The organism is Arcobacter sp. LA11 (assembly GCF_001895145.1).
Taxonomy (GTDB): domain Bacteria; phylum Campylobacterota; class Campylobacteria; order Campylobacterales; family Arcobacteraceae; genus Halarcobacter.
On sequence record NZ_BDIR01000002.1, the window covers coordinates 70,122 to 83,157 of the forward strand.

13 protein-coding genes are annotated in these 13,036 nt (G+C 27.7%); 7 read left to right on the plus strand and 6 right to left on the minus strand.

The features are described 5' to 3' along the window. Window positions 1-4 precede the first annotated feature (4 nt). From rfbH to BT997_RS02350, 3 genes are read left to right on the plus strand one after another with little or no spacing between them, the layout of a single operon-like run. Entirely contained in the window at window positions 5-1,330 is a 1,326-nt protein-coding gene (gene rfbH, locus BT997_RS15325; RefSeq protein WP_072680117.1) for a lipopolysaccharide biosynthesis protein RfbH, read from the plus strand. Beyond that, a complete protein-coding gene (locus tag BT997_RS02345; RefSeq protein WP_258239409.1) occupies window positions 1,323-1,700 on the plus strand; it encodes a GtrA family protein in 378 nt (125 codons plus the stop codon). Before rfbH ends, BT997_RS02345 begins: the two co-directional genes overlap by 8 nt. Next, a complete protein-coding gene (locus BT997_RS02350; RefSeq protein WP_072679794.1) occupies window positions 1,687-2,622 on the plus strand; it encodes a glycosyltransferase family 2 protein in 936 nt (311 codons plus the stop codon). Before BT997_RS02345 ends, BT997_RS02350 begins: the two co-directional genes overlap by 14 nt. On the opposite strand, the gene BT997_RS02355 is transcribed toward BT997_RS02350, so the two are convergent. Both BT997_RS02355 and maf read right to left on the minus strand, forming a co-directional pair. After that, the gene (locus tag BT997_RS02355; protein ID WP_072679795.1) at window positions 2,619-4,046 is read right to left on the minus strand and encodes a hypothetical protein; all 1,428 of its coding nucleotides are present in this window, start codon (window positions 4,044-4,046) and stop codon (window positions 2,619-2,621) included. The genes BT997_RS02350 and BT997_RS02355 overlap by 4 nt on opposite strands. After that, the gene (gene maf / locus BT997_RS02360; protein ID WP_072679796.1) at window positions 4,047-4,592 is read right to left on the minus strand and encodes a septum formation inhibitor Maf; all 546 of its coding nucleotides are present in this window, start codon (window positions 4,590-4,592) and stop codon (window positions 4,047-4,049) included. Window positions 4,593-4,662: 70 nt separating this feature from the next. Here maf and BT997_RS02365 point away from each other — a divergent pair, with 70 nt between their 5' ends. Further along, window positions 4,663-5,952, plus strand: coding sequence for a tellurium resistance protein TerC (locus BT997_RS02365; RefSeq protein WP_072679797.1), 1,290 nt, complete (start codon window positions 4,663-4,665; stop codon window positions 5,950-5,952). A 1-nt stretch (window position 5,953) separates the two neighbouring features. Here BT997_RS02365 and BT997_RS15400 read toward each other — a convergent pair whose 3' ends face one another. Further along, complete coding sequence (locus tag BT997_RS15400; RefSeq protein ID WP_143145148.1) at window positions 5,954-6,541, minus strand: NlpC/P60 family protein; 588 nt, start codon at window positions 6,539-6,541, stop codon at window positions 5,954-5,956. Between the two features lie 13 nt (window positions 6,542-6,554). Beyond that, window positions 6,555-7,085 (minus strand): NlpC/P60 family protein, encoded by a 531-nt coding sequence (locus BT997_RS02375; protein ID WP_072679798.1) that lies wholly within the window; start codon window positions 7,083-7,085, stop codon window positions 6,555-6,557. A 124-nt stretch (window positions 7,086-7,209) separates the two neighbouring features. Between BT997_RS02375 and BT997_RS02380 the strand changes: the two genes are divergently transcribed. Beyond that, window positions 7,210-7,926 (plus strand): SIMPL domain-containing protein, encoded by a 717-nt coding sequence (locus tag BT997_RS02380; RefSeq protein ID WP_072679799.1) that lies wholly within the window; start codon window positions 7,210-7,212, stop codon window positions 7,924-7,926. Window positions 7,927-7,931: 5 nt separating this feature from the next. On the opposite strand, the gene BT997_RS02385 is transcribed toward BT997_RS02380, so the two are convergent. Together BT997_RS02385 and alaS are read right to left on the minus strand one after the other, a co-directional pair. Continuing rightward, window positions 7,932-8,411, minus strand: coding sequence for a hypothetical protein (locus tag BT997_RS02385; protein WP_072679800.1), 480 nt, complete (start codon window positions 8,409-8,411; stop codon window positions 7,932-7,934). A 3-nt stretch (window positions 8,412-8,414) separates the two neighbouring features. Continuing rightward, on the minus strand, window positions 8,415-10,991 hold the full coding sequence (gene alaS / locus BT997_RS02390) for an alanine--tRNA ligase (RefSeq protein WP_072679801.1): 2,577 nt from the start codon (window positions 10,989-10,991) through the stop codon (window positions 8,415-8,417). 136 nt (window positions 10,992-11,127) lie between these two features. Between alaS and trxA the strand changes: the two genes are divergently transcribed. Both trxA and BT997_RS02400 read left to right on the plus strand, forming a co-directional pair. After that, complete coding sequence (gene trxA, locus BT997_RS02395) at window positions 11,128-11,445, plus strand: thioredoxin (RefSeq protein WP_072679802.1); 318 nt, start codon at window positions 11,128-11,130, stop codon at window positions 11,443-11,445. Between the two features lie 163 nt (window positions 11,446-11,608). Next, entirely contained in the window at window positions 11,609-13,015 is a 1,407-nt protein-coding gene (locus BT997_RS02400; protein ID WP_072679803.1) for a DASS family sodium-coupled anion symporter, read from the plus strand. Window positions 13,016-13,036 lie beyond the last annotated feature (21 nt).

Consider the following 13,036-nt stretch of genomic DNA (forward strand, 5'->3'; position numbering starts at 1 on the left):
AAATATATTCAATAAAAATCAATTAAAAGAAAATGTATTACAAGAGGTTAGTAAATATTATAATTTAGTTCATAAACCTAAAAAAAATAAAAAATTTATCCCAGGTGAAACTAGAGTTAATTATGCAGGTAGAGTTTTTGATGAAAAAGAGATGCTTAATCTTGTTGACAGTAGTTTAGATTTTTGGTTAACTTATGGAGAATATTCAAAAGATTTTGAGAAAAAGTTAGCAAAATATCTTAATATAAGATGGAGTTTTTTAGTTAATAGTGGCAGTTCTGCTAATTTACTTGCCTTTTATTCCTTAACCTCTCCATTATTAAACGAGAGACAAATAAAACGAGGTGATGAAGTAATAACTGTAGCAGCAGCTTTTCCTACAACGGTAGCTCCTATTGTTCAGTATGGAGCAGTTCCCGTATTTGTTGATGTAGAATTAAATAATTTTAATATTGATATTAATGAACTTGAAAAAGCTTTAAGTTTTAAAACAAAAGCAATAATGATTGCACATACATTAGGAAATCCTTTTAATTTAAAAGAAGTAAAAGAATTTTGTGATAAACATAAACTTTGGTTAGTTGAAGATAACTGTGACGCTTTAGGAAGTAAGTATAAAGGTAAATTTACTGGAACCTGGGGTGATCTTGGAACAAGTAGTTTTTATCCACCACATCATATGACTATGGGTGAGGGTGGAGCAGTTTATACGGATAATCCACTACTTAAAAAAATAATCCTTAGTATGAGGGATTGGGGAAGAGATTGCTGGTGTGAAAGTGGAGTTGATAATACCTGTGGCTCTAGATTTTCAAAAAGTTTTGGAAATTTACCAAAGGGGTATGATCATAAATATGTATATAGTCATTTTGGTTTTAATTTAAAAGCTTCAGATATGCAAGCTGCTATTGGTGTTGCTCAGCTTGATAAATTAAATTTATTTATAGAAAAAAGAAAAGAAAATTATAATAAACTATTTTCTGCATTATCTAAACTTGATCAAATTATTTTAATGCATAAACAAATTGATTCAGAACCAAGTTGGTTTGGCTTTTTAATGACTCTTAAAGAAAATAGTGAATATCAAAGAAATGAATTTGCTAAGTATTTAGAGAATAATAATATCCAGACAAGAAATCTCTTTGCTGGTAATATATTAAATCATCCATTATTTGATTCTTTAGCAGAGAATAAAGACTATAGGGTAATTGGTGATTTGGATAATACAAATAGAATTATGAGTGATAGTTTATGGATTGGTCTTTATCCTGAGATGAAAGAAGAAGCTATTGAATATATGATATTAAAAATAAAGAAATATTTTGAATAAAGAGTTTATTAGATTTATTTTAATTGGTATAATAAATACAATTGCTGGTTATAGTTTTTACGCAGGATTTATTTTTATTGGATTTAGCTATTGGCTAGCTGCATTATTTGGAACAATATTAGGAATTATTTTCAATTTTAAAACTATAGGAAAGTTCGTTTTTAAAAATGAAGATAATAAATTGTTCTTTAGATTTGTTTCTGTTTACATATTAATATACTTTTTAAGTATTTTAATAATAGCAATTGGTAAAGATTATGGATTTAATGATTATATTGCAGGATTGTTTTCAATTGTTCCTTGTGCAATAGTATCATTTCTATTAAATAAGTTTTATGTATATAAAAAGGAAAATGATGAAGACTATTAGTATAGTTACAACTTGTTTTAATGAAGAAGAAAATGTTGAGTTATTATATGAAAAAGTTAAAGAAGTTTTTAAAAATGAGCTAAGTGAATATAAATATGAGCATATATTTGTGGATAATTCTTCTGTAGATAATACGGTAGAGATATTAAAAAATATTGCAAAAGATGATAAAAATGTGAAAATAATAGTTAATTCAAGAAATTTTGGACATATCAGGTCTGGTATGTATGCATTACTTCAAGCAAAAGGAGATGCCGTTATATCTTTGGTTGCTGATTTTCAAGATCCACCAGAACTTATTCCTACATTAGTAAAAAAATGGGAAGAGAAGAATGATATAGTTGTAATGATAAAAAAAGATAGTGCTGAAAACAAATTTATGTTTAAAGTAAGAAAAATTTATTATAGTATTTTAGATAAAGTATCTGAAGTAAAGATTTTTCAAAATTTTACAGGGTTTGGACTTTATGATAAGAAGGTTATGAAAGCAATTAATAAAATGAATGATCCTTATCCATTTTTTAGAGGTATGATTGCTGAAGTAGGATATAAAGTAGCAAAAATTGATTATAATCAACCTGTAAGAGAAAGAGGAATAACAAAGAATAATTTTTACACACTATATGATATTGCAATGTTAGGTATTATTAATAATTCTAAAGTACCTTTAAGAATCACTATTTTTATAGCAGCAATTACAGCAATATTAAGTTTTTTTGTAGGTCTAGGTTATTTTATTCTTAAGATAATATATTGGGATAGTATGACAATAGGAATAGCTCCTTTAGTTATTGGAGGTTCTTTTGCTTTTTCAATTTTACTTTTCTTTATGGGAATAATTGGTGAATATATAGGTGCAATATATACACAGATTTTAAATAGACCATTAATATTTGAAAAGGAAAGAATTAACTTTGATTAAAAGTCTTGTATTTTGTTAAGTACGGTATATCCTTCAATAACTTTTATTGAATAGTTTTTATTATATAAGTTTGCAAGCTCTTTATTCTCTGTTGTAAAATATTTATAATAGTTAAAACGTGAATACTTACCACAAAATATTACTGTATCAGGTTTATATTTTTTCATATCTTCTATCATAGCTTTAAATAAATAGTTCTTAATTTTATGATTTTCTTTATCTTTTAATATTTTGTTTAATATAATTAATCCTGCAAATCTAGAAGCCCAAATATGTTTTTTTTCTATAGTTAAAGATTGACCTCTTGCAACATCAACTGAGATAATATGAACTTTACTTTTTTGAGGAAGACTATTTACAATATTTTCTAATTCATAAAATCTTGGAACAGATGTTATATTTTGAATTATTATATGAGTACTTATAAATATAAAAAATATCATATATCTTTTGTATTGTTTTTTAATAGAATGAAAATAGATATGAATTAAAAACAAGTAACCGATTGTAAAAAATGGAATTCTATGATATAACCAACCTTTTTTTTGAATTAAATAGATTAGTAAGGTTGTAAAGAAAAGAGAAATAAATATTTTTATTGATAAATCAATTTTTCTATATGAAAATAGAATCCAAAATGTTATTATTAATAATACTAATAAACTATCTAAATTTAATAGTAAAAATGTATAACTTTTATTAAATGTTTTTGTATATATCTCTAAAGCTAAGGGTATTGCAATAGAGATATATTCATTGAAAAAGATAAAAATAAATAGAAGGTATATAAATCCACTAAGAAAGATAATAAAAAAATCTATTCGTATAATACTTTTTAGATTTTTTTGTTCAATAAGATATATTAATTCAATTCCTATAAAAATTAAAAAAAAATGTGGTTTTATGTTAAATCCAAATACTGAAAATAAAGCTATTATGATAAGTGTCTTATTTGATAAGTTTATTTTATTTCTATATAGCATACTTAAAATATAGGGTAATATAAAAATCATAAGAAGGTGTTCTCTTTGGCCAAAGTCTGTAGAAATAGTTACCGTTAGTATAATAAAGAGTAGATATAGATAGCATCTTATTTTTGAAGATTCTTTTTTATAATATGAGGATAAAACCTTATATGATAAATATAAAGAGATAAATATAAGTAATATAACAAAAATTACAAATAGTGATTCTTTTGTAAGAAAAGTGATTTTTGAAAATATAGTAGGGATTATTGCATAAATATATATTAATGGAGGATTTAAAGCTGGTAAATCTGAATAAAGAGTAGCTCCTGATAAAATTTGATTTGCTCCATATAGCATCCATGTAGAGTCAACATTTAAAGGATTAAATTGAAAATAAGTAAAAACTATAGAGAGTATAAAAAAAGTATAAAAAAAATCAATTATTTTAATTTTCATTTAAATATAAACCTTTAGTTTTTCAACACAAAGTCCCATAGCAGTACTTTCATATCCTACAACACTTTTGATATAAGGTCTACAAAATCCTTCAACCATAATTGCTCCAGCTTTTCCAAAACATTCACCTGATTTGATATAGTTCTCTATATCATCTTCATCAAATTCCCTGAATTCATAAGTAGTTATTGAAATATCAATAAGCTCTTTAGTTTTTGATTTAAAAATCATACATGTTATTACAGAAGTTTTATTCCCACTTTGAAGTTCTAACATTCTTCTTGCATCTTTTTCATCTTTTGCTTTTCTAAGTAGTTCACCATTTGAAGTTACAACTGAATCTGCAACAAGTAGAGGCATATCTTTACAGCCATATTTTTTAATTAGTTCATTATATTTTCCTAAAGTAGCTTGGTATACAAATGATTTTGGATTTGTTGTAGTTATAGAGTCTTCATTAAAGCTTCCACCGTTTTGAATAAAGTCTATGTTGTGTTCTTTTAAAATTTTTGCTCGTGTTGGAGAGTTTGAGCCTAGTCTTATCAAGAAAAGCCTTTAGTTTTTTGTAATTGTATCTAAAAAAATTAAATCATAAATTACTTTGCTATAATACACCATGCAAAATACTAAACAATTATCTGGAATATTAATTTTTATATCATTTTTAATTACTATTGTTAGTTATTTTTTGTACAGTGAACTTTTTATATATTCAGGAATATTTGCTTGGCTTGCATTATCTTTAGTATTTATAAAGACTTCAAATAAGAAACTTTTAATTGTACTTTTAATTTTATCTTTTTTATCTTTTTCTTATAGTTTTTTAAATGATTTTTTTATTGATTATGAAAGAGCGATTCTTGTTAATCAATATTTACTGACTCTTTTAATCGGAGTAGGTTTTTTAAGACTTATTGCTACACCCAAAAAAGAAAAAGTAAAAAAACTTCCAAGAGGCAAAGAGTCATTTTTAAAAACATACTTAGGAATACACCTTTTTGGTTCAGTAATAAACCTTTCTTCTTTGATTCTTGTTGCAGATAAATTATATAAAAAAGGACCTATCTCAAAGTTACAAATTATTTTGCTTACAAGAGCTTTTTCTTCTGATGCATATTGGTCACCTTTTTTTGTTGCATTTGCAGCAGCTTTAACTTATGCTCCTAATTTATCCACATCTACTATATTATTGACAGGATTAGTTTTAGCTTTTATTGCTTTTTTAGTTACTTATTTTGAAGTTATGAATATAAAAAAATACGATATCAAAGAATTTAGAGGTTATCCGATTCATTTTGAAACTTTATATTTACCTTTTCTTTTAGCAATTATGGTGTTATTTACAAATTTTTATTATCCAAATTTAAAAGTTATATTATTGATTTCATTTTTTTCAATAGTTCTAACAACATTTATACTTCCATTAAAAGTGGGTTTAAAAAATACAATTTCAAAGTTAAATCATCATGTTACAGATGAGCTACCTAAAATGAAAAATGAAATAGCACTTTTTCTAGTTGCGGGAATGTTTGGTGTTAGTATTAGTTCTATTCTAGTTGGACTAAATATAAATTTACCTTTTGAGACTTTTAATGGTTTAACAGCATCTTTATTACTTTTAGTATTGATTATATTATCATTTGTTGGAATACATCCAATTATATCAATCGCTATTATAGGGAACTGGATGAATGAGTTAAATCATACTTTATTAGCAATGACATTTTTAATGTCTTGGTCAACTGCAGTTTCAACTTCACCTTTTAGTGGATTAAATCTTACTATGCAAGCAAGGTATAAATTAAATGCAATTGATATATTTAAAATAAATTTACCTTATGTTATACGTATGTATATTGTATGTATAATTGTTCTTTTTGTTGTTTCTGATTATTTAAATCTATAAATTAGTCTATAATTCTTCTTGCAGTCCAATAGTTTCTTTTGTAATATGGTTTATCTAATTTTGTAAATTTTACACCTTTTATAGAAGCATGCATAAAATCACCATTTCCCATATATATTCCAACATGTCTATCAAACTTACCTGTTTTGAAAAACACTAAATCACCCATCTCTAATTCAGATCTTTTTATATGTTTTCCTACTCGTATCTGTGTTCTTGTACTTCTTGGAATATTTATATCAAATTTCTCTTTGTAGATTCTTTGAGTAAAAGCAGAACAATCAATTCCTTTTTTAGAGTTTCCCCCATATCTATATTTAACATTTTTCCATTCATTATAAAAATCCATTAGGGATTGGTTCATAAGAATTGAATCACTTGGGCTTACAAGTATTCGTCTTTCTTCTGGTAATGTATTTTTATATTCTTGTGAATTTATAACTTGTTGATATTGTTTTTGATACTCTTTTGTAATAGTGTGTTTATTTGCATTTTCTTCTATAAGGTTGCTATGGATTTGAGTAGTGTTATTTGTACATCCCCCAATTAGTAAAACTAAACTAATCATAAAAATCGAACTTCTAAGCATAAAAATAATACTCCTAATAAATTATTCTTTTTACTTTCCAAAAATGTTTTGAATAGTAATTATTATCAAGTCTTGATATTGTCACTCCTCTTTTTGTAGAGGCATGTAGAAATTTTCCACCTTCTAGATATATTCCAACATGTCTAGAGTTAAATCCAGTTTTAAAAAATATTAAATCTCCCATTTCAAGCTCATCTAAAGAGACATTCTTCCCCACTTGTGATTGAAGTGCTGTAGTTCTTGGGATATTTATATTTAGTCTATCTTTAAACGTTCTTTGTACAAAAGCAGAACAATCAATGCCCTTTTTTGTATTTCCACCATATTTATAAGGAACTGCTTTCCACGAGTTATATTGTTTATTTAAAGATAAGTATAATTTTTGATAGTTGATATTTTCTGATAATTGATAATCATAGTCCAATCTATTTGGAAATGTTTTGTCTGTACTAGTAGAGTAATTTGATGAACTACTTTTAAAACTACAAGCTTGAAAATTAAATATAAGAAATAAAAATAAGAAAATATATTTTATAATTTTCACAAATCTTACCTATCAAATCTTTTTTAAAGCATATATTTTAGCTTAAATCAGCCAATAAATCAAATCTTTCACAATCCTTGCATAATTTTGGTTATACTTTTAAAAATTGTAAAAAAGGATGATAATGTCAAATTTAAATAGTAAATCAATGCTTACATTAGGGATTTTTATTTTTTTTGGTTTAATAAGTTTAGGATATTTTTTAGTAGAGTCTGTAAATGTTTATAAAGAGTATGATAGAACTGTAACAGTAAAAGGACTTTCTCAAAAAGATTTTAAAGCTGATATTATTTTATGGCCAATAAAATTTTCAACACCAGATAAAGATTTATTTAATTTAAATAAAAAAATTGAAGGGTATACAAATATCATAGTTGATTTTTTAGAAGAAAATGGAATCAAAAAAGATGAGATAAATATTCAAGCTCCTGCAATAACAGATAAATTAGCCAATGACTATGCTAATAGAAATTTTCAATATAGATATTTAGGAAATAGAACTATTAATGTCTATTCAAAAAATGTCCAAAAGGTAAGAGACACAATTTCAAAATTATCTCAGCTAAATAAAAAAGGAATAATATTCAATGTAAATGGTTATGATACTAGAGTAGAATATATGTTTACAAGATTAAATGAAGTAAAACCTTCAATGATAGAAGAGTCAACTAAAAAAGCAAGAGAAGTTGCTTTGAAATTTGCAAAAGATTCAAATAGTAAATTAGGAAAAATTAAAAAAGCAAGACAAGGACAGTTTTCAATTTTTAATAGGGATAAAAATACTCCTCATATAAAAACAGTTAGAGTTGTCTCTTCTGTAGAGTATTATCTAAATGATTAAGAGGATTAGAATCCTCTTAATGTAATACCAAAATAAATTGCAATAAGTCCTAGTACAATATTCAATGGAATAAAATATTGTGCTATTGGAGTTAATATTTCTTTTGCGATTGGAAGTTTTCCTTCATTAAAAGCTTTTTGTGCTTTATTTCTTTTTATATAAATAGTTATAAAAACTACTATCATAATCGTCCATACAATTTCTTTTGCAATTACAATAGAGTATAAAGGCGTTCCTTTAAATCCTAAAGCAATTATCATTATAATAGCTGTTAATAAAAGGATAATAATTGCAGGTATTACCATATTAAAGAATCTTCTAAGATTCTCTAATGTTCTTCCTAGTTTTATTTTAGGTTCTTCAATATCTTGCATAGAGTAATGAATAGCAAATCTAATTGCAATCATTCCACCTACCCAAATTACGGCTGAGATTACATGTAAAAAAACAATAATCCCAGAAAAACTATTAAATAGTGTTTCCATCTATTAACCATTTCCTTTTATAAAGCCTTTTGCAAACTCTAAAGCAGTTTGTTTAGCATCTTCAATTTTAGATACATCTTTACCGCCTGCTTGGGCAAAGTCTGGTCTTCCACCACCTCCACCACCAACAACTGGAGCAACATTTTTAATCCAATCACCAGCTTTAATACTAGTGTTTTTTGAACCAGCAACTAACATTACTTTTTCACCTTTTGGTTGAAGTAATAATATTGCAAGTTTTTCATTTGCATTTTTCATATCATCAACAATTTTTTTGATATCACCATTTTCAACAATATCAACAACTACTTTAATATCTCCAATTAGCTCTTCTTTAATTGGTGCTGTTGTTTGACTTTGCGCAACTTCAACTTCTTTTTTTAACTCTTTAATTTGTTCTTTTAATTTTTTGATACCAAGAATAGGGTCATTATTTTTAACTTCTGCTTCAACTTGGTTCATTTTATTTATGATATCTTTTGTATATTTAATTGCAGCTCCACCACATACAGCTTCAATTCTTCTAACTCCTGCTGATACACCAGATTCTTTAGTTATATAAAAAGAACCAATATCAGCACTATTTTTTACATGAGTTCCTCCACAAAATTCAACAGATACATCAGTAAAGTCAACTACTCTTACCATATCACCATATTTTTCGCCAAACATAGCAATTGCACCTTTTTTCTTTGCTTCTTCAATTGGAAGTTCTTCCACACTTCCTTTAATCCCTCTTGCAATCATTGAATTTACTAAGTCTTCTACTTCTTCTACTTGACTTTTTGTCATAGCTTTTGGATATGTAAAATCAAATCTTAATCTAACTGAATCATTTAACGAACCTGCTTGTGAAACTGTATCTCCAAGAACCATTTTTAAAGCACTTTGAAGTAAATGTGTTGCACTGTGATGTTTTGCAACTTCGTATCTGTTTACAACAACAGCTTCTACTTCTTCTCCTGCATTAATATTTGAGTTTTCAACTGTTATTTTTGATAAGTTTAAACCATGGAATTTTTCAGTTCCTTCAATAATTGCGATATGCTCATTATCTTCTAATGCTCCAATATCACCATTCTGTCCACCTGAAGTTGCATAAAATGGAGTTTGCTCTAACATAACCCATCCAGTATTGCCTTTTTCAAGTGTAGAAATTTCTTTGAAGTTCTCATCTAATAGTGTAACTATTTTTGTTTTATGTGTATTGTTCTCATATCCTACAAATTCATTTACACCGTATTTTTCAAGTAATTGTTTAAAATCACCTTCTGTTGAAGCATCTCCACTACCTTTCCATGCAGCTTTTGCTTTTGCTTTTTGTGCATCCATTAGTGAATTAAATTTATTAATATCAACTTTTAGATTCTTATCTCTTAACATATCTTCTGTTAGGTCTAATGGAAAACCGTAAGTATCATAAAGTTTAAATGCAACTGCACCAGAGAATACTTCTTTTGTATTTTTTAGTTCTTCATTAAAAATTGACATTCCAGTATCAATTGTTTTAATGAATCTCTCTTCTTCAAGTGTCAATTGCTCTTTTATATAATCTTTTTGCTCTACTAAATCAGTGTAGTGTTTACCCATAATTTCACATAAAGTGTCAAAAAGTTGTGCTAAAAAAGGTTTTCTAAATCCTAAAAGGTATCCATGCCTAACAGCTCTTCTCATGATTCTTCTATTTACATAAGGTCTACCTTCATTTCCAAAAAGAATACCTTGTGATAACATAAATGAATTCGCTCTTAAATGGTCAGCAATTACTCTGTATGAACCAATAGTTTCATCTGTAGCTTCTTTTTGGGCTAAACTTTCTAATTTTTTAATAATAGGTTGGAAATTAGATGAGTCAAAGTTATTTAAAACACCTTCTTTAATAGCAATAACTCTTTCAAGTCCCATACCTGTATCAATAGATGGTTTTGGTAAAGAAGTTCTTACAATTTTATCACCTTCTTTAGACTGCTCATATTGCATAAATACAAGATTCCAAATTTCTAAGAATCTATCTCCTTCTCCACCTAAGTAATCTTCATCAGAATCAAAGTTTTCAGCATCTTGGTCATAAAATATTTCAGAACATGGACCACATGGACCTGTATCTCCCATAGACCAGAAGTTATCTTTATCTCCAAATCTTTTGATTCTATCTTTTGAAATATGAGCTTGCCATAATTCATAAGCTTCATCATCACTATCATGAATAGTAACCCATAGTTTATCAACAGGTAATTCAAGATTAACTGTAATAAATTCCCATGCATAAGCAATAGCATCTTTTTTGAAGTAATCTCCAAAAGAGAAGTTACCTAACATCTCAAATAGTGTGTGGTGACGTGCTGTATAACCTACATTTTCAAGGTCATTATGTTTGCCACCAGCTCTTACACATAATTGGCATGATGTGGCAGTTGGGTTTGCAGGTTTTGGAACTGCACCTGTGAAAATATCTTTGAATTGAACCATACCTGCGTTAACAAACATCAGTGTCGGATCTTCAGGAACTAAAGGCATTGAAGAAATTACATCATGCCCTTTACTTTTAAAAAACTCTAAGTACTCTTTTCTAATATCCATAAAATTATCCATTTTAAATTTGTGTGCATTTTAGCCAAAAGTTCATTTAGCAAAGATTAGTGGGCTTAAAGATAAGTTTATTTAAGTTTAAGTTAGTATAATTTTGGGATATTACATTTATAAAAAGGAAGAAGAAATGGGTAAATATACAGATTTAACTCCAGAGAACTTTGAAGAAGTAACAAATGCTGGTGTATCTTTAGTAGACTTTTGGGCTCCATGGTGTGGACCTTGTAGAATGATTGCTCCAGTGATTGAAGAATTAGCTGAAGAGTTCGAAGGAAAAGCAAATATTTGTAAAGTAAATACAGATGAGCAACAAGACTTAGCTGTTAAGTATGGTATTAGATCTATTCCAACAATTATCTTTATGAAAGATGGAGAAATTGTTGATCAAATGGTAGGTGCTTCATCTAAACAAGCATTTGCTGATAAAATTAACTCATTATTATAATATCTAAATATTATATTCTCATATAATAAATGAAGGTAAGGTTTTTTAACCTTACCTTTTTTTTATGTCAAAAATTCCACAATATTAAAATGACATATTAAAGCCACATTACTTTTTTATCATTTCATTATAAGAAATAAATATGAAATAAAAAGGAGACGTTATGAGCAATAATATGAAAATGGCAATTCCAATTATAATTGCAATTATTGTGGCAGTTCTACCAACACCAGAAGGTTTAAGTGTAAATGCACACTACTTCTTTGCAGTGTTCTTAGGAGTTATTGTAGGTTTGATTTTAGAGCCAATTCCACCTGCACTAATTGGTTTAACTGGTGTTGCATTCTGTGCAACATTTGGCTTAGTTGGAGATTCTGCAAAAGCAGCAAGATCTTGGGCTTTAAGTGGTTTTTCAAATGGAGTTATTTGGTTGATTTTTGCAGCATTTATGTTCGCATTAGGTTATAAAAAATCAGGTCTTGGAAAACGGATTGCTTTACTCTTAGTAAAAAAATTAGGTAAAACAACGCTTGGACTTGGATATGCAGTTGCTTTTGCAGATGGAATTTTAGCACCGTTTATGCCTTCAAACACAGCAAGAAGTGCAGGGACTATTTTCCCAATTGCTATTAATATTCCTCAAATGTTTAATTCAACTCCAGATAATGAGCCTCGAAAAATAGGTTCTTATATATCATGGGTAGCAATTGCTGCAACTTGTGTAACAAGTTCTATGTTCTTAACAGCACTTGCACCAAATTTACTCGCAGTTTCTTTAGTAGAAAAAAATGCAGGAATAATAATCGAGTGGGGAACTTGGTTTAGTACATTAGCGGCTATTATGATACCTCTATTTTTATTAGTACCATTTTTAGCATATGTAGTGTATCCACCTGAACAAAAAACTTCTCCTGAAGCTCCAGCATGGGCAGCTAAAGAATTAGAAAAAATGGGTTCAATCTCTAAAAAAGAAATATTAATGTTATGCTTTGGTATTTTAGCTTTAGTAATGTGGATTTTTGGTAAACAAATTGGAGTAAATGGTACAACAGCAGCGATTGCAGTGTTATGTCTTCTAGTTCTTACAAATGTAATTTCGTGGGAAGATGTTATTACTAATAAAGGTGCTTTCAATGTATTTATTTGGTTTGCAACTTTAGTCGCAATGGCCTCAGGCCTTAAAAAAGTTGGTTTCTTAAAATGGGCAGCAGGATTAATCTCTGGTGGTTTAGCTGGAATGGATCCAATTACGATTGCAATTTTACTTGTGATACTATTCTTTTTATTCCACTACTTATTTGCAAGTGTTACTGCTCATACTGTAGCTTTACTACCATTATTTTTAGGAGTAGCTGCAAATCTTTTACCTACAACAATGATGCAACCTCTTGCTCTTTTATTTGTAGGGTCTTTAGGATTAATGGGAATTTTAACGCCATATGCAACTGGACCATCACCAATTTGGTATGGAGCTGGATATATTTCTCAAGCAAAATGGTGGACACTAGGAGCAATTTTTGGGGCGATTTACTTAGCTGCATTAGTTATTCTAGGGTATGTAATTTTATAAAGATTATAAAATTAACTATCA